21 protein-coding genes are annotated in these 21094 nt (G+C 54.4%); 2 read left to right on the top strand and 19 right to left on the bottom strand.

Annotated elements, in window-relative coordinates; translation table 11 throughout:
• The 19 genes from VLY20_07245 to VLY20_07155 form a co-directional block, all read right to left on the bottom strand.
• On the bottom strand, positions 1–360 hold a 360-nt coding region (locus VLY20_07245), incomplete at its 3' end, for a hypothetical protein (GenBank protein ID HUK56436.1).
• An 18-nt stretch (positions 361–378) separates the two neighbouring features.
• Entirely contained in the window at positions 379–1497 is a 1119-nt protein-coding gene (locus VLY20_07240; GenBank protein HUK56435.1) for a glycosyltransferase family 9 protein, read from the bottom strand.
• Positions 1494–2288, bottom strand: coding sequence for a methyltransferase domain-containing protein (locus VLY20_07235; GenBank protein HUK56434.1), 795 nt, complete (start codon positions 2286–2288; stop codon positions 1494–1496). The genes VLY20_07240 and VLY20_07235 overlap by 4 nt, the downstream gene beginning before the upstream one ends.
• Positions 2289–2331: 43 nt before the next feature.
• Positions 2332–3558, bottom strand: a complete 1227-nt coding sequence (locus VLY20_07230) for a glycosyltransferase (GenBank protein HUK56433.1) — start codon at positions 3556–3558, stop codon at positions 2332–2334.
• A 109-nt stretch (positions 3559–3667) separates the two neighbouring features.
• On the bottom strand, positions 3668–4831 hold the full coding sequence (locus VLY20_07225; protein ID HUK56432.1) for a glycosyltransferase family 1 protein: 1164 nt from the start codon (positions 4829–4831) through the stop codon (positions 3668–3670).
• Entirely contained in the window at positions 4828–5760 is a 933-nt protein-coding gene (locus tag VLY20_07220; GenBank protein HUK56431.1) for an NAD(P)-dependent oxidoreductase, read from the bottom strand. The genes VLY20_07225 and VLY20_07220 overlap by 4 nt, the downstream gene beginning before the upstream one ends.
• Entirely contained in the window at positions 5750–6574 is an 825-nt protein-coding gene (locus VLY20_07215; protein HUK56430.1) for a class I SAM-dependent methyltransferase, read from the bottom strand. Before VLY20_07215 ends, VLY20_07220 begins: the two co-directional genes overlap by 11 nt.
• Positions 6561–7181 carry an acyltransferase gene (locus tag VLY20_07210; protein ID HUK56429.1) on the bottom strand — a complete coding sequence of 207 codons (621 nt, stop codon included), beginning with the start codon at positions 7179–7181 and terminating at the stop codon, positions 6561–6563. The genes VLY20_07215 and VLY20_07210 overlap by 14 nt, the downstream gene beginning before the upstream one ends.
• Before the next feature lie 41 nt (positions 7182–7222).
• Complete coding sequence (locus VLY20_07205; protein ID HUK56428.1) at positions 7223–8329, bottom strand: glycosyltransferase; 1107 nt, start codon at positions 8327–8329, stop codon at positions 7223–7225.
• On the bottom strand, positions 8326–9438 hold the full coding sequence (locus tag VLY20_07200) for a DegT/DnrJ/EryC1/StrS family aminotransferase (GenBank protein HUK56427.1): 1113 nt from the start codon (positions 9436–9438) through the stop codon (positions 8326–8328). Before VLY20_07200 ends, VLY20_07205 begins: the two co-directional genes overlap by 4 nt.
• Entirely contained in the window at positions 9435–10085 is a 651-nt protein-coding gene (locus VLY20_07195) for an HAD family hydrolase (GenBank protein HUK56426.1), read from the bottom strand. Before VLY20_07195 ends, VLY20_07200 begins: the two co-directional genes overlap by 4 nt.
• Positions 10086–10787, bottom strand: a complete 702-nt coding sequence (locus VLY20_07190) for a methyltransferase domain-containing protein (protein HUK56425.1) — start codon at positions 10785–10787, stop codon at positions 10086–10088.
• The gene (locus VLY20_07185) at positions 10777–11703 is read right to left on the bottom strand and encodes an NAD(P)-dependent oxidoreductase (GenBank protein ID HUK56424.1); all 927 of its coding nucleotides are present in this window, start codon (positions 11701–11703) and stop codon (positions 10777–10779) included. Before VLY20_07185 ends, VLY20_07190 begins: the two co-directional genes overlap by 11 nt.
• Positions 11696–12775 (bottom strand): carboxylate--amine ligase, encoded by a 1080-nt coding sequence (locus VLY20_07180; protein ID HUK56423.1) that lies wholly within the window; start codon positions 12773–12775, stop codon positions 11696–11698. Before VLY20_07180 ends, VLY20_07185 begins: the two co-directional genes overlap by 8 nt.
• 63 nt (positions 12776–12838) lie before the next feature.
• Positions 12839–13882 (bottom strand): Gfo/Idh/MocA family oxidoreductase, encoded by a 1044-nt coding sequence (locus VLY20_07175; GenBank protein ID HUK56422.1) that lies wholly within the window; start codon positions 13880–13882, stop codon positions 12839–12841.
• Positions 13883–13907: 25 nt separating this feature from the next.
• The gene (gene asnB / locus VLY20_07170; protein ID HUK56421.1) at positions 13908–15809 is read right to left on the bottom strand and encodes an asparagine synthase (glutamine-hydrolyzing); all 1902 of its coding nucleotides are present in this window, start codon (positions 15807–15809) and stop codon (positions 13908–13910) included.
• Positions 15797–17143: a flippase gene (locus VLY20_07165; protein HUK56420.1), complete on the bottom strand. Its 1347-nt coding sequence runs from the start codon at positions 17141–17143 to the stop codon at positions 15797–15799. Before VLY20_07165 ends, asnB begins: the two co-directional genes overlap by 13 nt.
• A gap of 72 nt (positions 17144–17215) precedes the next feature.
• The gene (locus VLY20_07160) at positions 17216–17800 is read right to left on the bottom strand and encodes a winged helix-turn-helix transcriptional regulator (GenBank protein ID HUK56419.1); all 585 of its coding nucleotides are present in this window, start codon (positions 17798–17800) and stop codon (positions 17216–17218) included.
• 127 nt (positions 17801–17927) lie between these two features.
• Positions 17928–18830 (bottom strand): decaprenyl-phosphate phosphoribosyltransferase, encoded by a 903-nt coding sequence (locus VLY20_07155; GenBank protein ID HUK56418.1) that lies wholly within the window; start codon positions 18828–18830, stop codon positions 17928–17930.
• 116 nt (positions 18831–18946) lie between these two features.
• Between VLY20_07155 and VLY20_07150 the strand changes: the two genes are divergently transcribed.
• Both VLY20_07150 and VLY20_07145 read left to right on the top strand, forming a co-directional pair.
• Positions 18947–20011 (top strand): two-component regulator propeller domain-containing protein, encoded by a 1065-nt coding sequence (locus tag VLY20_07150; GenBank protein ID HUK56417.1) that lies wholly within the window; start codon positions 18947–18949, stop codon positions 20009–20011.
• A 277-nt stretch (positions 20012–20288) separates the two neighbouring features.
• Positions 20289–21089 (top strand): cytochrome c3 family protein, encoded by an 801-nt coding sequence (locus VLY20_07145; GenBank protein ID HUK56416.1) that lies wholly within the window; start codon positions 20289–20291, stop codon positions 21087–21089.
• Positions 21090–21094 lie beyond the last annotated feature (5 nt).

Here is a 21094-nt window from a genome sequence, read left to right as displayed (position 1 = left end):
TTGCAAGGGTCCGACACCCCGGATCAGGTTTCGGGCCAGGAAAAAAAGGAGGGCGGTGTTGAGGGCATGGGCCAGCCAGACCGAGAGATGAAATCCAAACGGCCGATCGCCCCAAAGCCAATGGTCCAAATAATATGAAACTGCAGTCAACGGACGAAAATGCAGATAGGCCGATATCGGGGAATGGGGCGGAGGTTGGGCCGGTAAAAATAAATCGGTCCAACGGTCGGGCGACTTTAGATGCGGTATGATCGATTCATCGTCCCAGCCGAACCCGTTCTGAAGGACGTTAAAGTTGAACGCCAGAGCCAGCAGAACGGGGACCAGCCAAGACCATCGATGGAATTTTTTCCAGGACATTTTTCCCACAAAGGTTCTTTAATGACCCGGAGGCTTCAGAACGTGGGGGGGCATAATTTCGCGGACCGCCGCGCAAACCTCCTCGACCGTAATCCGATTCAAGCAATCCACGTTGTAAGGGCAGGGAGGGATATGACCGAACCGGGAACAGGGACTGCACGGCGGCGGATGATGGAGCGTACGATGACGTTTACCGCGAGGCGCCCACTGAGACGGTGGTGTCGGGCCGAACAAGGCAATGGACGGTGCGCCGAAAGCCGCGGCCAGGTGCAGCGCCACGCTGTCGCCGCCGATCACCAATCCCGCGACTGCGACGAGCCGCGCCGTTTCAGGCAGGGTGGTCCGTCCGGAAAAATTCCGGACCGGCAAGGCGTCGGCGATCGGCGCGGTCGTCTGAACATCCGCGGGTCCCCCGATCAACCCGACTGAATAGCCGTTATTGACGAGCCATTCCGCCAGTTGTCGGAATTTTTCCAACCCCCACCGTTTTTCGGGATAGCTTGCTCCCGGTGCGAGCAACACGCTTTTAGGGGCTCGCTCGCGTTGCTCGCCGGGCGGATGATCCATGGACGCGGTTCCGACCGTCAGAAACGGCTGCTCCGGATCAAAACGAGCGGGCTCTCCGGTGAGGGCCGCCATCAGATTCAGAAAATTCTCCGCTTCATAACGGTTTTGGTCGTACGGGACCGGAACACTGAACAACCTTCGCCGTTCGTTTGTCGCAAAGCCGACGCGTCTTCCGGCGCGAACCAGCCGCGCCGTCACGGCGGAGAGACGGTGCCATTGTTCGGTGTCGATCACCGCGTCGTATCGGCGGCCCAACGCGCGCAAAAAATTCCCGATGCGGTCGTAACAGAGCACTTCCGAAACAAGGTTCGTTGTCAGACCAAAGATTTCGGCGTTCCGCCGTTCGGCCAGGACATGGATGGTCGCGGAAGGAAATCGGGCCTTGAGCGCGCGGAGCATGGGGATCAACAGGATCGCATCTCCCATTCCGCCGGGACGGATCACAAGGATCGTCCGGATCGTCGAGAAAGGTTCCCCGACCGGCCTGCCCGTCACGAGACCGAGCAGCCGGACCAGCGCGCCTCCGGCCAAACGATCGATCGTTTTAAGGACGTTCCGCTGGAGGATCATCGGGGTGAATCGCTTTGTAAAAGGTCCGGTCGCATTTTTATTGCACTGTATTGATAGCTGACCCATCCTTTTCCCGAGTTTTGATTGGATTGAATATCTACAACGTTGGCTCCATGCTCCTTAAGAAAACGGACGACTTCATCCATTCTGATGCCGTGCATCTGCAATCGGGGTTGATTTATACTTATCGAGTGGAGCATCAGCGCTTTCAATCCTCCGGCTCGGAGCGTATCCAAAATGGAGGCCGGTATCATGCGGATGATCAGCCCTTTTAACGTCGTCGCCGGATGACTCGGCAGCTGAAAGATGAGCAACCCTTGCGGCGACAGCACCCTCAAAAACTCGCTTAGATAATTTTTCGTATAATCGGGCCCGATGTGTTGCAACGTGATGTTGGTGTAAATCAAATCAAATTCATTATTCGGGAAACGCTTCAAATCGACCGTGTCGTTAAGGATATAACGGCAACGAACGCCGTGCGTGTTATATTCTCGGGCCCGGTCGATCATCGGCGCGGCGATATCGACTCCCCAAACTTCGTTGAAATATTCGGCCAGCGGCTGGGTCAGCCTTCCGACACCGCAACCGAAGTCCAGAGCCTTGTTCCGCGGAAGCCGGATGCCAAGCGATCCGACATGATTCATGAGGGCATCGATCTCTTTTCGGCCCGTCTCGAAAAATTCATCCGGCGACCACCGATTACCTTTTTTATCGGGCTCGGTCAGGATGGCCCAAAGCGGATCCGTTTTACTCAAGTCATCCCAGTGCTTCTTAAGTTCCTTGATATCCATCGGTCTTCCGCGAGTCCATGGCAAATTCTCAAGACGGGTCCAATCATCTCAGGTGCCGTTGATAAACCTCCGAGAACCGCTCGGCCAAAGACGCCCAGGAATCGGCTTCCGCCATCTTCCGACCGTTGCGCGTCATGGCCTCCATCTCAGACCGGGATAATGACATGAACCGCTCGATCCCCTCGCGAAGCGATTCGACATGGTCCGGCTTGACCAAAATTCCAATCGTGGAGGCTTCAAAGTAAGGCGTCATCGAACGGAGTTCCGTGCCGATCACCGGCTTTCCGAAGGCCAAAGCGGTATTCAAGGTCCCAACCGTCCCCTTGTAATGCGACTTGTACGGATAGATCACCGCATCCGCAGCGGAATAGTAATAGGCAATCCGGTTCTGGGGAATATAGTCGAGATGCGCAACGATCTTGTCTTCGCAACCGCGGGAGCGGATCAGGGCCCGGACGGCCTCTTCGGTGATATCGAAAGGCATGCCAGCGAGAAGGAGTTTGCATGGGCCCTTGACCCGACCCATCGCCTCGATCAGCAACTCCACGCCTTTATCTTTTCTCAGGATGCCGAAATACAACAACACAATCCCGTCGTCGCGCAGCCCCAGCGCACGACGCGCTTCCTCTTTTGGATAAGGTTTTTCGGCCACCATGATCCCGTGAGGAATCGGGTAGAGCGGGGGGATCCCGGTCTCCAGACCCAACTGAGCCTCCAGTTCACCGGGCCGCCAGAGGCCGTCCGCCATGATCGCTCTTGCGTAACGTGCAAGAAGAATTCTGTTCATGCGGTGATGAAGTTTGCCGTACAAGCGATAAAAAGAATTTGTATAGTCTTCCGCCGTATAATTCGCCGCAATCACCACAAAATAGAGCGGCGGCATTCGGATTTGCAAGAGCCGCAGGGCCGTCCACAGCATACCATATGTCGTGACGGGATCATAATCGAAGAATTGGATCGCGTCATACCGCTCCTTGTGAACCATCCCGAGGAGGCGAAATAATACTCTGATATTGTCCCAGATCATTGAGGCTCCTCGAAGGAGCCCTTCCAGCACAGCCCCCCGTTTCCGGAAAGCCAACAACCGGCTCGGCCCCGTGTTCATGACCCTAAATTGCGGTGCGGCCGAAAGATAAGGCCGGGGATCCATCTCGGTCGTGACCAGCGTGATTCGATGACCGGATGAGGCCAAGGCCTGGCAGGCCCGGGTCGTATAACAGGCAAAATGGCCTTCCCGTTGGGCAAAGGGCTCAAAGGCGAGTATGTTCATGAAAGAACCTTTTGATCATCAAAACGCCGGTCATGGAAATTCGGGGCACAGGGTTGTTCGAAATCCGACGGGCCGTCGATGTCGGATACCAGCTCCCATTTTTGTCTTCTTAGGCCAGGGCTTTTCTCAGGATATTTGCGAATCCCTCTGCGAATGCCGCCGCCCTTTTTTCCATCTCGACAATCGCTTTTCTTTCGGTTTCGACATCGGGCCCCGCATCGCGATCCGTCCAAATAGACCACATCTTGTCCGCGAGGTCTTCGGGGTCCCGGGGATCAAAATAGATTCCTCCCGGCGGATTCTGCTCGCGGTGCGCGGGGATCGCCGAAAGCAGGGTCGGTTTCCCGAGCGATCTGGCTTCCTCCACCGAGGTACTCCAACCCTCGAACAGCGACGGGTTTAAAACCGATATGGATTGACGCATGAACAGGTAAAGATGCCGCACCGGAACCAGACCCTTCAAAAAAATCTGATCCGCGACCCCCCGTTTCGAGATTTCCTTTTTGATAAAATCAAAATGATCGGGATGCCGGTAATCCTGTTCCTTTCCCGTGCACACGACACAGACCTTCCGGCCGCGGTCCTTTAATGTTTCCAAGGCCCGGATGACCGCGTAATGGTTTTTGTGCTTCCAGAACTGGTTCGGTAGATGAAAAAATTTTTCCGGGATGTCGTATGGATGCAATTCCTTATACGGAGTTGCTTCGTAGATCTCCAAGGGGATCTGAGCGCAAAACCTCAGTACATCCACGCGGTCGACGTAGGCGGGGAGAAACGCCTCGAAATCCCTTTTCACGGATTCGCTGTTCAGGATCAGCCGTTTTGCGGATTGGGCCAGCATCCGAAAGACGAAGTTTCGCATCAGCCGTTCCCTGGCGGAGAACATTTTCGGCATTCGCGCGTGTTGAAAATCGGCGATCCAATTCACTACGGGGACGGAGAATCGGGCTCCGAAAAATCCGGAAAAGAACACCACGTCCACGCGATGCTTCCTAAACACCTTTTCAGTCCGAGAATCCCTTTGAGCGACCATCGTTAAAAGTTGCCGCGCCGCCCAGCTGGGGGTCCATTTGTCAAAGCACGGGTCCACCACAATCTCGGAAACGTAGGAGCGAAAGGGATCAATTTCTCCTTGTGAAACCTTCTGTCCAACGAACAGGATCGGTTGAAGGAGGTTTCGGCGCGCGGAGGCCATTGTCGAAAAAAGGTGCCTCTGATATTGGCTTCCGCCCGTCCAGCCTTCAAACCCGATGAGCGTAAATGCGACCCTCATTTCAGATTGTGCGTCTCCTTAAACCACGCGACGTATTCTTTCACGCCTTCTCGCCAAGGATGCTGCGGCTTCCATCCGAGGGATTCAGCCCGTTTCGTGTCGGCTTGGTAGTACCTCGGATCTCCTTTTCTGGCGATTCCGTTGAACTGGACGGCGCACGTGCTATGAAAAGCGTTGCGGACCTCTTCGGCAATCTCTCTCACGGTAATGCCCGTTCCGGATCCGCCATTGAAGGAAGGACAGCCGGCGGAAACGGTCTCCGAAGCGGCCAGAATCAAGCGGACGGCATCGTCGATATGCAGCAGGTCTCGAATTTCGTTCCCCGTGCCGTACAAAGCAATTTGTTCCGGGGCTTCCGAAAGCCTGGAACAGAGGTCCCATAAGAGCTGCTTTGTGAGCCCGTTCCCGTAGATGGAGAAAAAACGGATAATGGAACCGTTGATTCCAAAATGAGAACTGTAGGATTTTAAAAGATGTTCCGCGATCATTTTATGCGTTCCGTAGGGCGAGATTGGGTTCAAAGCGGTGTCCTCTGAAATCTTTCCCTTGGGAACCGATCCATAGACGGCGGTGCTTGACGGATAAACGATTTTTGCGCGGATCGATCTGAGCCGTACGAATTCCAGGAGATCCATCGTGCTGGCCACGGTTTTTTGGAAGTCCTCGAATGGCGAATTGAATGAAAAGCCGACGGAACTGCTTCCCGCGCAATGGACGATGAGATCCGGATTTCCGTCGCAGGCGGCCAGAGAGTCGAGGTTTACCGTCCGATGATGCCATTCTTCGATGCCCCAACTTTTCCAAAGGGCCGGGGCCCAATCGCCGTGTCCGATACCGACGACGGTCCACCGCCGTTTGGCATATTCTCGGGCCACATGGCGTCCGAGGAAACCGTGAGCGCCTGTGACCCAGACGAGTTTATTCGGCATCGCGCTTCCTCGCAACGAAGGTATAAAGCCGGCCCGGCAGGCGAAACTGTGAACCCAGAAGAGTCAGCAGGGTTCGGGGAATGAGGTGTGGCCAAGGGAATTTAATTTTTTTCGCGAGGCGTTTTTTGAAGTCGTCCAGTGTTTCTGGAAAAAGATTGATATTGGATTGAAACGGGTTCAGGGTTTTCTGAATTTCAAGGCCCGCCGTTGTGATTGAGCCAAGATATTCCTTGAGCAGATAAGCGTTCTCGCCGCCGTACAACCGATGAAGCGGATGGGCCTTCAGGAAGTCTTCCAGATCCGCGCGCTTTGAGATGACATGCTCCCTCGTTGCGATAAAGATCCCGCCGGGCTTAAGCACGCGGGCGACTTCGCGACAGAGCCTTTGAAGGTCGGCGGCATGATGCAACACCTGCCGGCCGAGGACGAGATCAAACGTGTGATCACCCCAGGGAAGTTTCTCCCCCCTATCTTCTTTGATCTCGATCATGAGCCCCGCTTCTTGGAACAGGGCCCGGATCGCTTCGGTTCCCACGGTCGGGCTGGGGTCGGGTTCAAGCGCCGTGGTGATCCAGCCTTCTTTCGTCAGCGCATAGGAAGATATCCCTCTGCCCGCTCCGAGGTCCAGGGCCTTGCCGGGCGGGCGTGGAAGGACTTCCCGAACCGCCTTCCATTCGGAACAGTGATAATAACGCTCCGCCGCTTCCAGCAAGGGATCATCGTAAAAACAGGCCCGAACAAGGTCGACTTGATCCGGCTGTTGTTTCAGCCATAGAACCGCCTCCTCCCAGGTCATGGTGTTAGCGGTCTTCAACGGGGACTTCTCCTATCTTCTTGGCGGGGTTTCCTGCAACGATCGTGTAGGGTGGAACATCATTCGTTACGACACTCCCCGCCCCCACAACGGCCCCTTCTCCCACGGCCACGCCTTTTAATATGATCGAGTGAGCGCCCACCCAAGCCTTATCCTCAATGCGGACCGGGGATCGTTTGACATGGGTCCAGTCTTTCATTCCGCGAATCCAATCCCGGACATCATTTTTTCGCTCTTCGAATTTCAATGAATGTGAGTCGTGGTCGGCGATCAACACATTGAACCCGACCAAAACATCATCGCCGATTTGGATCGATGTGGCGGCGTCGATAATCGTGCCCCCGCCCACGTGGGTTCGTGATCCGATATGGATGCGGGCATCGTCCTTTTCAAAGATCAGCGAGCAGGAAAGATGACTGAATTGGCCCACAAACAATGAGCACTTGACCGGTACGCGGACGAGGAGCTTTGCGCCGTTCAGTACGGTGTGTTCCCCGATTCGAAGTTCTCCGCGAAGCGATGTTCTCCAGCGGTTCTCAAGCAAGGGGCGCACAAGCTTATGCCCCAGCAGTTTGTTGAGTATAAAAACGAGATCCGAAGCGTCCATATGAAAGTCGAAACCCTTCCCAGCGATCCGAGACGATCGGATCACGCCACGGAGCGATGTTTGCCGCCGTTTTGTATAATGTTCATCAGCGCGGGAACCTTGTTGGAATAGGAGTACGTCTTCGCTTTTTGGAGCGCCTTCTCGACAACCGCAACACGTTCCCCCTCACGGCTCAGATAATAGTTAATTTTTGAAATAAGGTCGTCGGGATCATGAAAATAGGCGATTTCGTCGTCATTGAAATAGTCTTTCATGTTCCTGTGAAACGCGGACAGCTGTAGGGCTCCTCCGCAGGCGGGAATCTCAAAGCATCTGGCGTTGACCCCCTTTTTCACTCTGTCGTACCCATCCAGGGTGAGATTCAGCGCGATCTTGCTGCTGGAGAAGAGCTTTCTCATCGTGTGATGATCGGCCCAGCCCTTGAATCGTTTCCTCAATGCCGAACTTCGTCCGGCCTGTTCGATGCCGTACCCGTAAAACGCGAAGCGTTCGAACCGTTCCGCAACCTTCTCAAGAATCGGGATGCGCCCCGAATGCGGCTTGCCGATTCCGCCGACAAAACAGACGTCGTAAGCGTACTTCTTTTCAAATTCATGGTGGAAGAATTTTTCGTTGAATGACGTTTCGATGTAATGGATATTCGGATTTTCTACCCCGCGTTTCCGGAATTCATCGACGATATCTCCGGGACACCAAATGTGGGAATAATGGTCCAAGGTCCGGAGGATTCTCTTCGGAACCATGTCCGGAAAAACGCCGAACCATTCTGTGACGACGACCCCTTTCTTTTTCATGCGATCAATCGATGCCATGGAAAGAAAATCGTTGATCTCCGTGAAAATGAGATCGATGTTCTCGTTCGAGACCCTGTTTTCAATCGATCGAGACAGGCAATACCGGTCCACGAGAGAAAGTCCCGTCACGAACAAGAGACCGGAAAGCCAGAAATACAGCTTTGGGAACCGATAAGCTACGGACAGGGGAATAAAAAAGCGGCTCCGTCCATCCAGAAGCGTTTGGAGGCCGTGATTCCTAAAACCGCTCCACCATCCCTCGAACGCGTGGTCATTTTGTATATAATCCTCGACGCCTCCGATCGTTCCTCGTAAAAAGGGCCGTTTGCATTTTGTAAGGATTAATACTTTCATTCCGGCTTGTTATTGTAGAAATCCCTGATCTTGCCGCAGACGTATTCGATTTGATCTTCCGTTATCTCCGCGGATATCGGCAGAGAGAGGATTTCTCTCGCCGCGTCATGTGTCATGGGAAGCGAGTCGGGGCGATAATCGAGAGAACGATAGGCCGGCTGCTCGTGCAAGGGGACGGGATAATGGATGCCGGTCTGGATCCCGTTGTCCTTAAGGTGCGTCTGCAGCTTGTCCCTCAAGCCGGTCCGGATCACATAGAGATGATACACATGAGAGGTATTCTCGCGTTCCGATGGAATGGAAACATTCTTAATCGTCGATAAACCAAGAGTGTATGCTCGGGCCGCGCCGCGCCTGGCTTCCGTCCATCGTTCAAGATGCCTTAACTTAACATTTAAAATCGCGGCCTGAAGTCCGTCAAGCCTGGAATTGTAGCCTTCCACGGCGTGGATATATTTTTCGGATCTTCCATGATCCCGGAGTTCCGCAATCTTCCGGTAAATCTCCCGGTTGTTTGTAACCACGGCGCCCGCATCTCCGTAGGCTCCGAGGTTCTTCCCGGGGTAGAAGCTGAAGCACCCCGCGTCGCCCAACGCGCCCGCTTTTCGGCCTTTGTACGTGGCGCCATGGGCCTGCGCCGCGTCCTCAATCACCTTGAGGTTGCGCCGACGCGCGATTTCCAAGATCGGATCCAAGTCGGCCGGGCGGCCGTAGAGATGGACGGGAATGATGGCCTTCGTGCGATCCGTGATCGCCTTTTCGATCAGGGCGGAGTCCATACAGTAATTGTCGTCGATATCCACGAATACGACCTTCGCCCCTGTCCGGGTAACGGCCTCCGCCGTGGCAATGAACGTGTGGGAAACCGTAATAACTTCATCGCCCGGGCCGATCCCGCAGGCCAGGAGGGCCAGCATGAGCGCATCCGTTCCGTTTCCAACTCCGACGCAATACCTTGCATCGCAAAAACGCGCGAACGCCTCTTCAAACAGGTTGACATGCTTTCCGAGAATGAAGGCGGAATCCGAAATAACCGACTGGATGGCCGCATCGATCTCCGGCTTAATGCTGAAATACTGGGTCTTTAAATCGGCCAAGGGAATCCTCATTTCATCACTCCCTTGTTCATGAAATGGGACAGCAAAGACCTTATATCTGGAAATAGATGGTCGGGATGGTACGGAGCGAGCATCTCCTCGGCCCGTATGCCGGATGAGAGGGCCATGGTTTCAAAGCCGACGCTTCTTCCGGCTTTGATGTCCGCCTCGCTGTCTCCGATCACGATTCCGTTTTGGCCTTCCAGGTTCGTCTTGAATAGGTACTCCTTCTTCCGCCATGCCGGTTCAATGCCCTCCGTCGTATCGCAGATTATTTTCTTGAAATAGCGGTTTATACGGAGCCGCTCTAGTTGTTCCGAAAGGGTTTTGGCATTCTTTCGAAGCGTAACCAGCACCGGTTCGGCCGGATGGGCGATCCACTCCAGAAATTCATCCGTCCCCGTCATCAAACGATCCAGGTTTAAATACACGGGGGCTTCGATGCGCTCCGCAAATCGCTCTCTATAGATGTTCCAATCCAGGGAACAGCGGCTTTCGGACAGCATCTTTTTGTTTGGGACGCCATTTCTCTTCATTCCCCAAAAAACGTCCAAGTCGAGAGGAACCGCCCCGTGTTCCTTCACGATACAACTATAAACGGCGTGATATTTATGTTTGACATCCAAAAGCGTTCCGTCCAGATCGATGGCGATCACCATTTATTTCTCCGCGACGGCGATGAGGCTCGAGCAGTCATGAGGCCTGCTCCTTCCGATGCCGTACAGGAGAGGATAGAGCCCGCTGTCGACCCGTTCCATCTGCTTATGGGAGAGGGGTTTGAAAAAGATCCCGTCGATCGATTTCAATTTTAACGGGGTCTCCCTGAACTCCTCTCTCAAACGTTCCGTGTCGTAAATTCTCCTGTGTCCCTTCTTCAGGTCTTCCGCCGTCAACGCGTAGAGATCGTTCACGAGGCCCATTTTCATTCCCAGTTTTTTGTGGAATCCCGTTGCGTTGGGCACGGTGACGATCAATACGCCCTCGTCCGCGAGCCATCCCGCCACCGTTCCTAGAAACTGTTTCGGATCGTCGACATGCTCGAGCACGTTGGCGGCGGTGATGGTGTCAAAATGTCCCTGCGGAATAAAATCATCAAACAAGGAACATACGTATTTGACGTTCTTTGAAGGGTTTTTCGTCATGGCGGCGTGAATTTTCTTCTGCGAACCGTCCACGCCGATGACGTCATGAAAGACTTCCCCGAGTCTTTCCGTCAGCAAACCGATTCCGCAGCCGAGGTCGAGCGCGCGCCGGCCCTGAACGTGCTTCGCGATCTCTTGAAACTTGTAATCGATCAGCACCCTTTCAAATCCGGTTTCCTCGGTGTAGTCCAAATAGATCCTGTCGAGATCAGACTCCATGCTCATGCTTCAACCATTGGGCGGTTTTCTGCAGCCCTTTTTCAAGATCGAACGTTGTTCTAAACCCAAAATCGTTATTCAGCCGGCTCGTATCAAACACGAAGTCGACTTTGTCCTTTTGTCTTGCGAGAAAACGGGGCGGTTCATCGATTGCGAATTGTTTCATGATTTGGGATGCGATTTGAAGAACGCTGAAAGATTGTCCCGTGGCGACGTTAAAGGTGCCGCTCTGTCGGGTTTCCACGAACCGTTTTATCGATGCGACGGCGTCGTCTATAAAAAGCAGATCTCTCAGGTCCGAGCCGTCCCCGTAAATCGTGGGGCGCTTGCCGTCGGCGACGTCCCGCATCATGGCGGTCACAAGTTTCGGGCTGTTGTCGGCCGGGCCGTAAATCTGAGTAAACCGCAAGACGGCCATGGGCATATCCCGTTTTGCGCAATAGTCTGAAAAAAGCAGTTCGCCCGCCAATTTGGTTATTCCGTAATTCGTCACGGGCCGCGTAAGACAATGTTCGTCAACGGGCGATTTCGTTACGGGTCCATAAACATCGACCGAACTGGCAAAACAAATTCCCTCGAGGTGCTGCCCCGCCCGATCGAGCCATTCTAACAGGTAACAGGGCCCGATGATGTTGGTTTTTAGCAAGGAAGTAAGATCATCGCGGGTTTCCGGGGAATAAGGGGTGGCCGCCGCCAGGTAGATCACAAGTTGAACCTCCGGGATCCGGTCGAGAAGCGTTTCCAAGCCTTCACGTTGCGTGACATCGATTTGGAAATACGGACCGGATATTAAACGGGACGAAGGCGGCCTTCGGCCGACCCTGACAAGGTCGTGACCATCCCCGGCCAGGGTTTCGCAGAGCCTTTGGCCTAAGAAGCCGCTGCTTCCTATGATCAAAACCTTGGCCTTATCCATCGTTTTTCAGCGAGCCGAGGGTTTCTTTGAATGCTCTTTTTGCATTCTCGATTTCATCGATTGTGGTTAGCAGCGGTTCTTTGTCCATACCTCGAATCCAAAGCAGTCCTTCCGGAAGGGGGTTCAGAATTCTTGGTATTTCCGGGAGGGGTTCTCCAAAGGCCAGTTTGAGATAAATGTACGGCATGTTCAGGCCCGCCTTTGTAAAAAAATAATGGGTGGTGAAGAATTTCCCGATGTTGATTTCCGTGGGATTGGGGATCCCGTCCGCATCATACGTCAGATCGACACTGAAGATGCCGTTCGGCTTCCCATCAATCGCGAAGACGGCTCTCTGGGCGGTTTCATCCAGCCGCGGGTCGGATACGGTCATTCCCGTTCCCGTGATCCCCGTAACCCCCGACTGGGTCCTGTCGGCAAATTCCCAATAAAGTCGTTTCCGGCCTTGAGCAACAATCAACTCGCCATTCTTGTAGAGGGACATCCAAGTGACGGTTTCTCGGGACAGCTTTTCCGCGGCGGTATATCTTCCCCATCCTTGGCGCAACGTGATCCATTCTCGCGCGAGATCAAAGGTCGGTGAAGCCAGGGACCCCTTGCCCGCCGCTCCCTCGATTTCTCTCAGCCATATCTTGAGCCCGAATTGCTCGAAAGCCATCTTCAAATCTTCGACGGTATTGACGAGAATGGTCTTGGGAACCTTCAATCCCGCTTTTTCCCAGTATCGATAGGACTCCGCCTTGTTTCGGAGGACATCGATCGTTTTCTGGTTCGGCAAGAAGGTCCGTACGCCCAGTTCATCGCGATGCTTCGATACGATTCCCACTTCGATATCCGGTTGGCAGTGGATAAAATCGACGTTTTTTTCCTTCAGGGTCTTTTTAAGGAAAGGGATATAGGATGGATCCGTTGCTTTGGGGATCAGGATCTTTTCATCCGTTTCCGAACGCAAGAGGTTGTACTCGTTGCAGTCGCAGCCGATCATGTACATCGGTTCCGGGGCGTCGCGAAGGGATCGTACGAAACCGAGCGCCGGCGCGCCGCCGGAAGCGGTAACCAAGATTCTTTTCATCTCTTACGGGTCCTCAAAACACGCCCTTTCAAGCACCATGGAGCCGCGTGGACGGATCTGCGCTCAGGATGCGGAGAGATAGTTGACCTCGGCGACCGATCCGCCGTCGGCCAGCGAGTCGCTCAGCGCTTGAAGGACGCAAACCACCTCAAGCCCGTTTTGGCTGTCTGTCCTGGGCCGTGTTCCATTCCGGGTGCACTCCACGAAGTGGGAGATTTCTACGCTCAACGGCTCTGTGAGCCGAATGTTGGGAATGACGAGATCGCCGGCCCGGATCCTCGTACTGAAATCGGCGAAGTCGGATACGTCCGCCGTGAATTTTTTTTCAACCGACTTGTCGTAAATTTGAATATGTTTGTCGGGATCGGTGTCGTCATATACCAGCATCTTCTCCGATCCGACAATGACCAGCTGACGAACCTTTTGCGGGTCGATCCAGGACAGGTGAAGATGGGCGCTGCGGCCGTCGGGGTAATCCATCTTGCAGAAGGCCACATCGGAAATATTCTTTTGTTTTTGGATGAAACTCAATCCTTGGGCCGAAACCTTTTGAGGTCGCGAGGAAAGCAGGTAATTGATGATGGAGATATCATGGGGCGCGAGATTCCACATCACGTCCACGTCCTGTCTCACGTGGCCGAGGTTCAGTCGCCGGGAATACACGTAATACACATCGCCCAGCTCGCGTCCGTCCAGCCGGCGCTTGATTTCATGGACGATGTTGTTATAGAGAAACGTATGGCCGACCATCAGAACGACCGATTTTTCTTGCGCCAGCGCCGCGAGCTCGCGCGCTTCCGCGGGTGTTGCGGCCATGGGTTTTTCAATAAGGACGTGCCGCCCCGCCAGCAACGCCTTCCGGGCGTGTTCGTAATGCCGCCTTGCCGGGGTCGCAATGATGACGGCATCCGGGCCGGCCTCCAGCATCCGTTCATAGGTGTCAAACGCGGGAACATGCGGATAGTGCCCCGAAATTTTTTTTAAGGTCTCCGGATCCGAATCGCAGATCCCCGTAAATTCGATTTCGTCATTGAAGGAGACATTCCGAATCAGGTTCGCTCCCCACTTTCCGGCGCCCAACACGGCCACTTTTCGTTTTGGCTTCATCGAATCCGTTTCGCCTGTCGTTGTGTTACGTCCCCGCCGGGATCATCGGACCCTTTAAAAAGAGCCGGGTCCACAGAGCGAGATTGATAAAAGGCCATAGTCGATAGGCGTCGTCCCACGTCATTCCCTGTTTTGATTTCCGTTGAAACTCGCTCCGTATTTTTGTCCCCTCGAAGAATTCGGAATGAAGAAAATCTTCGCTGCTGATCATGTCCTCGATCCAGGACCGCAAGGGGCCGCGAAAGAGATCGACCATCGGAGCGTTGAACCCGATTTTGCGTTTTCGCCAGCGGATGGATTCCGGCAGAATCCCGCCCATCGCCCATTTCAGGATCAGCTTGGCGTGGCCCCGGCCGATAAGGCTTTCCGAAGGCAGTGAAAAAACATACGTGACCAGTCTCCAGTCCATGAACGGCATTCGTACCTCGACACCGTGGGCCATGCTCATTCGGTCGAAGTTGCGCAGGATCGCCGGGAGAATCGTTTTATGAAAATCGAAATATAAGTTGCGCCGAAGCGTTTCGTGGAACGGCGTTGGGTGTTCGGATTCGCCTTCGCGTCGGCGGCCCGCGACCGTATTGTTCCGAACGTGCTTTGGATATAGCCTTTGTAAGAAGGGGCTCGACCGGTAGATCGAGCCGAGAACCGCGGGGATCACGGGGTTCTGTGAGCCGCGGATCATGCCCAGCTGCATCGAAATGAGTCGAAGATACCGTCGGAGCCTGCGCGTTCGAAACGCGTCGGCCATGGCATAACCGACATAGTGGTTGTAACCCGCCATCATTTCATCGGCGCCGTGACCATCCAAAGTCACTTTCACCGCGTGCTCACGGGCCGCCTTGTAGACGTTATACGCCGGCGTGAGCAGGCCTCCGTAAAGGTCCTCCGAATGGTAGACAACCTTTTCCAGGCTTTGAAGGTACTCTTCCGGTTTCGTCTCAATATAAACGGGTTTGATTCCGGCGTGCCGGGCGATTTCATCGGCATAGGACTTTTCATCGAGGGGGGTTTCCGGAAAAATGTGTACAAACGCCCTCTGCCAATCCCCCGGCGTTCTCTCGAGTCCCACGCTCGATTCCGAAAAAATCTTCGACATGGCGCACGCGACCGAACTGGAGTCTAGTCCCCCGCTGAGGCAGGTGGCAATGGGAACGTCGCTGCGCATTCGCAGTCGCACCGCGTCCAGAAAAAGCGACCGGAACTCCTCGGCCTGTTCTTCCAGCGTGGAGGGCACCGGTCTCAGATGGTCGCGGGTGGACCACCAGTTCAATTTTCGGACGCCCGTCGGCTTGACGATGAGACTGTGGCCGGGCTCGAGGCGCTTGATCCCCTTCCAAAGGGTTTCCTCTCCTCCTTCCAGACTGAAGGGATCCTGGAGCTCCGCACGAATGTTTGGGCCGCTCACCTCGCGGCCCCGATCCGGAAACGCCAGAAGCGCTTTCATTTCGGAGCCGAAAAGAAAGCATTTTCCGTCGAACGCATAATAAAGGGGCTTGATGCCGAATCGGTCTCTTGAAAGAAACAAGACCCGCTCCGTTCGGTCATAGATTGCAAAGGCCCACATCCCATTGAATTTCGTGAGGCAGTCCGCTCCCCACTGCGCGTAGGCGGCGACCAAGACTTCCGTGTCCGTTTCGGAACGAAAGCGATGGCCTTTGGCCGTCAGGTCTCGCCGGATCTCCAGAAAGTTGTAGATCTCTCCGTTGAAGACGATCCAATATTTTCCGTCCCCGTAAGTCAGGGGCTGGACGCCGTTATCGGAAAGATCGAGAATGGAGAGTCTCCGGTGTCCCAGCCCGACGTTTCCGTCCCTATAAATACCGGAGCCGTCCGGACCCCGGTGGCGGATGACCTCCGTCATTTTTCTGATCGCCTCATTCGACACGGGCTTGTTGTCGACGTTGTATATCCCGGCTATGCCGCACATAATCTCTTTATAAACCGCATGGGAAGTGTAAGACTGACGAGGTACATCTTGACACTGCGCCGGATCGGCCTGGAGTAGACGGCTACGAGAAGGTTGGCGCCGTAAGCGGTGATCAGAGAGGCCGACGCGGCCCCGATCGCTCCGTAGGCGGGGATCAAAATCATATTGCATCCGACATTTAAAAGAACAGCCGCGATTTCAAAAAGCATGCCGTCTTTTAAATGACCTTCGGAGGTCAGCCACTGCTGTCTCGCGACACCAAAAAAAACCGCGGCGGCCATCCAGGCTTGCAGTGAAAGAACCGGCGCCGCGCCGCCATATTCGGGACCGAACAGAATCGAGACAACCGGGCGCGATAAAATCGAAACCAACAAAGCCAGCCCAATGGCGATCCAGATCATCAGATCGTACAGTCTTTGAATCCGTGCTTCATAAACGGTCTTGTCCAGCTTCTTGGACTCGACGATCACCGGGAACAGAGACGTGGAGATGATCATGGGAATAAAGTACCAAGCCTCGACCAGTTGAACCGCCGCGGAGAAATTCCCCACATCCCGGTTGGTGGCCAGTTCTCCCAGCATCACTTGATCAATCCGCATGTAGATCAGGATCACGATGCCCGACACGCTGAGCGGCCAACCGTCTCTAAGAAGCTGCCGCGCTCTGGCCGCATTCCAACGCCAATTTTTGAGTGTGCGCCCCCGCCACGCGTTTACCGCGATCAGCCCTGTCGCTCCAATGGCGATCTCGGCAAGACCGACACACGCAAAAGCGATCAACGGCGCCTTTAACATGACCAGAACGATTTTGCCGATATTGGCCAAGAAGAAGGCGGCGCTCTTGGCATAAACCGTATATTTGGACTGAATTTGCGATTGGAACCAAAAATCAATCGAGTCAAAAGCCTGGACGATCAAGCCGGCGGCGATAAGGCCCACCAGCCAGCGGGTCAAGCTGTCCGTCGGCCGCAACCAGGTCATCGTGCAGACCGAAATCAGGAAGGCCGACGTGCCCCCCATCAATTTGAGAAGGAAAGCGGTTCCGAGCGTTTCATCGGTGTGCTCGGGATCACGGAGGATGTCCCGGACAACGATCGGATCCAGCCCCAAGGCGGAAACGGCGGAGAACAGGGCAACGAACGCGACGGCGTAATTATAAATTCCGAATCGGTCCGGACCCAGGTAACGGGCCACCCAGGCCATGACCACCAGACCGACACCCATCCGGAGCACCTTGTCGGCCAGAAGCCAGCCGGTGTTGGACGCCACCTTTTGAAGGGTGTTCCGGCCTTCCAGCCTGGATCGGATTTTTTGGGGGAGATATGAAACCCACATCGGATTCATCCCGCCGCGAGGCCCTATCCGGCCTGAATCCCGATTATGCATATTTGCGAAGGTCCCGATGCATTAGTATAGTGAACAAACCCGGTCCCTTTTTACCCCGTAGACGGCCAGATGGTCCGCAACTTTTTCAGTCGGTTCTTCGGTGGTCACCAGCACACGGTCGAATTTCAGATCGGCCAGCGACTTGACCGGATCGATTCCATATCCTAAAAATGTTGTACCGGCCGTCGCGTCGTCGACGATCGTGAGAAGTTGAATCGAACGGTCCTGCAGCACCAACACCGCGATCTCGGCGATCACGGTGGCCTTGTAAAGCACGATCGAGCGGACGCCGGCTTTTTCCAGGTCGAGAAAAAACACCTCCAGTTTTCGGCGGGCGTCGGTAAAAAATTGATAGGATCGTTTGATGTAACGGTAGGTCAGCGCGCTTTTCTCCGCGATGCCTTTCGGGGTCAGGAGATAGTGAAGGCGTTTTCGTTCGGCTTGAATAATCTGAATGTAGCCTTCCCGCGCCAAACGCTTCAGGTAATTGTTCGTCATTCCCAGGGCGATCCCGAGTTTGTTGCTCAGATCGCGTTGGGTCAGGGGTTTGCCGGTGGCGACCTCATCCAGGATCTGGAGGGTATGCAGGGACTCGCGATTGAGCAAATCCTTGTCCTTATCGGGTATTTCTGTAGATAAAGAAGTTATGTTCATTATATGAACATAATATCGCAAAAAAAATATTTGTCAAGATGTCCCGAAAGAATCAAGACACCAGCGGTCTCGATGGCAGTCACCCGTAGATGTCCCATAACATGAACAGGGTCCACCCCACCACGGTGGCCAGCAGCGGGCGATCGGTCAAGAAAGACTCGGCTGCATGGCCGCCGTGGCCCCGGTGATGAATCAAGTAAAGATAGCGAAACATTCCGTATAAGACAAAGAAGACCGAATAGATTTGGAGCGGGCCGTTGTTAATCGTGTACAACGCATAGGATACGACGGTTGCGGCCAAGACCGCGCCGATCATCTGGTCCAAGAAAGTCACGGAATACTGCCGGAGCACTTTCCGATGGGCAACCGCCTGGTCACCCAAAAGAACCAACTCGTGTCGTCGCTTGGAAAATCCTAAAAATAAGGAGAGCAGCATGGTGCACAGGATGATCCAGGCCGATGGGACGACGGCAACCAGCGCCGCCCCGCCCAAAACCCTCAGGACAAATCCCGCGGCGATGAGAAGGACATCGACGATCACCCAATCTTTGAGACCGAAGGAATAGGCCAGGTGCAGGAGACTGAAAACGGCGGCGATCATCCCGAAGCGGACATCCAGCACAAAGGCCCCGATCAAGCCGGTCAAAATCAGTCCAAAGGCGACCACGCCGGCCAAGGCCGCCGGCAGCTGACCCGCAGCGATAGGGCGAAGCACTTTTCCCGGATGGTATTGATCCTCCTTGCGGTCCATGACGTCATTGAACAGGTAGGCCCCGCTGGAGAGGATACAGAAAAGAATGAAGCCCAACAATGTTTTTGAAACCAACTCGGCGGTAAAAAGGTGACCGGAAAAAAGGAGAGGCGCCAGAACAAAAAGGTTTTTGATCCAGTCCAATGGACGGAGTCCGGTCCACAATGCGACGGTCAACGAAGCCGGCTTTTTGACGGCCGGGATAACCTGTTCGGACGGATGAACGGTCATCGAAGGACTCCGGAATTGTTTTTTCATCTTAAGTAAGAGAGCGAGGTTTGTCAAGAAACGGCCTTGACTCGTTTGTTTCCCGCGCGTAGAATCATAAGGCTTCAGTTAGGAGCCACATGAGTCGAAGTAGCGCCTTCCTCCCGCTTATCTTAATCTGGACCGTCAGCTTCTCCGACATCGCGGGCTGCACCTCTTCGAAACCGGCTGTGTCAACCCACCCCGTTTGGACCAATTACGAGATGAACGTCAGCGTTTTTTCGATGGCGTTTGAAGGAAACGATGTATGGGTCGGCACGGAGCAGGGACTGATCAAATACGATCTTGTTCAGGACCAAATTGTGGGACGATATGACAGCAAGAACGGTCTTGTGTCGGACATTGTCACGACGGTCAAACTGGACTCTCAAGGGAACAAGTGGGTCGGAACGCATGGCGGAGGTCTGGCCGAGTTTGACGGAAAGACCTGGCGCCATTACAACGTTCCGGACCTGGCGGATCCCTATGTATATGACATCCTGTTCGACCAGGGCGGGCGCATGTGGGTGGCGAACTGGAAAGGGGTCAGCCTGTTTGACGGGAGAAAATGGAAGAGTTACACCAAGGCGGACGGGATTGTCGACGACTGGGTCTATGCCCTGGCCATGGATCATGACGGAGTGATCTGGCTGGGGACGGAAGGCGGGGTAACACGATACGACGGCCGGGGGTTTGTAAGTTATACGCATAAGGACGGCGTCGGCGCGGATCTTGAGACGATCGGTTCGTATGAAAAAATCCCCAACCCCAGCTTCCATCATCGCACCACGCCCGGAAAAGAAGCCGAGGGATACAATCCGAATTACATCCTGGCCGCGGCGGTCGATTCTCAAAACAATAAATGGTTTGGAACCTGGGGCGCGGGGCTGAGCCGGTTCGACGGCAAGCATTGGACGACCTACACGACGCGGGACGGATTGTCCGGTAATTTCATCTCGGACATTCTTATCGATAAGGCCGACGATCTTTATGCCGCGACCGAGGGCGGGGTGAGTCTGCTCAGCGGCGGCCGTTGGAGCCGTTTCACGTCTAAAGAAGGATTGGTGGATGACGGCGTATTTGCCGCGGTCATGGACGCGTTCGGATATAAATGGTTTGGAACACTCAAGGGGATCAGTAAACTGGAAGGTTATTCTCCGCAGTAATATTCCCATCCGGGCCTTTGCGGGTCATCACTCCGATCGTATTCATTTATTTATATAAACAAAGGACATACGACAGAATTGTGCCAGTTTTTTGCTTGACAGTTCCGGCCAAATTTTGTAGCCTAGGACACTCGTAGGGTCAGAACATTGTCATAACCTGTTAACACATTGGTAAATCAATGAGCAAACCCTTGACCGAATCATCCCTCAAACACGTTCTTTAATTAAGTAAAGAGGGCAGAAGAAGCGCTTCGTTGGCTCATCATCAAGAGGGGACATGAAGACCTCTCGGTACCTTATTGCGGTTGTCGTCGTCGGTGGAGGCCTGATCATCCTGGCCATGTCTGCTTTGGGAGGCACCATCATCGGATCGCGACATGACCTTTCCGCGTTGAACCGAAGGGGCTACGGCAGTCCGACCGGCCCGATGACCGGCGGATCGTTCAACGATTATGAGGAGACCTGCATCTATTGCCACACGCCCCATAACGCCGGCACCGTGTCGCCCCTCTGGAACCGTCACCTTCCGAATCCACAGGGTTACGAAATGTACTCCAGCCCCAATTTCGATTCGAGCGCGTCCGCTCCGGACGGCATCTCCCTCGGTTGCCTCTCGTGTCACGACGGATCCGTGGCGGTGGACGCCGTGCTGAATAAACCGAAGTTTCATGATTGGTATGATTCCGGAGTGCATTACCGCATGAGTCCGGAAGGGAGCGTGGGGTCGGATGCTTGCGGGAAGTGTCATAACAGGCAACGCGGGGCCTACGCCGCGTTGAGCGGCGCCCATGACGCGACCATCCGGTATCTGACCCGGAACCTTCGAGACGACCACCCGATTTCGATCCCGTATCCGACCTTCGGCAAAGACTCCGCCTTCAATCAACCGCTCATTGCGAAGGAAGACGGAGGCCGGACCTTTCCGAACGGCGTTCAGACGTTTGACGACGACAAGGTTCAATGCGCGTCGTGTCACGATCCGCATAATCCGGACGAGAAGAATATCGAGGGACGAGACCCGTTTCTGAGGACATCAAACCGATACAGCGCCTTATGCCTGACCTGTCATCAAAAGTAGCCGAT

It is taken from the genome of Nitrospiria bacterium, assembly GCA_035517655.1.
Lineage (GTDB): Bacteria > Nitrospirota > Nitrospiria > JACQBZ01 > JACQBZ01 > JACQBZ01.
Note: the sequence above shows the minus strand (reverse complement) of the source record. Positions and strands in the feature narration are given on the sequence as shown.

What these genes read in the sequence shown, in the direction of transcription:
- VLY20_07150 (HUK56417.1), top strand. Translation starts at nt 18,947, where the DNA reads ATGAGTCGAAGTAGCGCCTTCCTCCCGCTTATCTTAATCTGGACCGTC.
- VLY20_07220 (HUK56431.1), bottom strand. Translation starts at nt 5,760, where the DNA reads ATGCCGAATAAACTCGTCTGGGTCACAGGCGCTCACGGTTTCCTCGGA.
- VLY20_07155 (HUK56418.1), bottom strand. Translation starts at nt 18,830, where the DNA reads ATGACCGTTCATCCGTCCGAACAGGTTATCCCGGCCGTCAAAAAGCCG.
- VLY20_07145 (HUK56416.1), top strand. Translation starts at nt 20,289, where the DNA reads ATGAAGACCTCTCGGTACCTTATTGCGGTTGTCGTCGTCGGTGGAGGC.
- VLY20_07195 (HUK56426.1), bottom strand. Translation starts at nt 10,085, where the DNA reads ATGGTGATCGCCATCGATCTGGACGGAACGCTTTTGGATGTCAAACAT.
- VLY20_07180 (HUK56423.1), bottom strand. Translation starts at nt 12,775, where the DNA reads ATGAAAAGAATCTTGGTTACCGCTTCCGGCGGCGCGCCGGCGCTCGGT.
- VLY20_07230 (HUK56433.1), bottom strand. Translation starts at nt 3,558, where the DNA reads ATGAACATACTCGCCTTTGAGCCCTTTGCCCAACGGGAAGGCCATTTT.
- VLY20_07240 (HUK56435.1), bottom strand. Translation starts at nt 1,497, where the DNA reads ATGATCCTCCAGCGGAACGTCCTTAAAACGATCGATCGTTTGGCCGGA.
- VLY20_07175 (HUK56422.1), bottom strand. Translation starts at nt 13,882, where the DNA reads ATGAAGCCAAAACGAAAAGTGGCCGTGTTGGGCGCCGGAAAGTGGGGA.
- VLY20_07225 (HUK56432.1), bottom strand. Translation starts at nt 4,831, where the DNA reads ATGAGGGTCGCATTTACGCTCATCGGGTTTGAAGGCTGGACGGGCGGA.
- VLY20_07235 (HUK56434.1), bottom strand. Translation starts at nt 2,288, where the DNA reads ATGGATATCAAGGAACTTAAGAAGCACTGGGATGACTTGAGTAAAACG.
- VLY20_07190 (HUK56425.1), bottom strand. Translation starts at nt 10,787, where the DNA reads ATGGAGTCTGATCTCGACAGGATCTATTTGGACTACACCGAGGAAACC.
- VLY20_07205 (HUK56428.1), bottom strand. Translation starts at nt 8,329, where the DNA reads ATGAAAGTATTAATCCTTACAAAATGCAAACGGCCCTTTTTACGAGGA.
- VLY20_07165 (HUK56420.1), bottom strand. Translation starts at nt 17,143, where the DNA reads ATGTGGGTTTCATATCTCCCCCAAAAAATCCGATCCAGGCTGGAAGGC.
- VLY20_07210 (HUK56429.1), bottom strand. Translation starts at nt 7,181, where the DNA reads ATGGACGCTTCGGATCTCGTTTTTATACTCAACAAACTGCTGGGGCAT.
- VLY20_07185 (HUK56424.1), bottom strand. Translation starts at nt 11,703, where the DNA reads ATGGATAAGGCCAAGGTTTTGATCATAGGAAGCAGCGGCTTCTTAGGC.
- asnB (HUK56421.1), bottom strand. Translation starts at nt 15,809, where the DNA reads ATGTGCGGCATAGCCGGGATATACAACGTCGACAACAAGCCCGTGTCG.
- VLY20_07200 (HUK56427.1), bottom strand. Translation starts at nt 9,438, where the DNA reads ATGAGGATTCCCTTGGCCGATTTAAAGACCCAGTATTTCAGCATTAAG.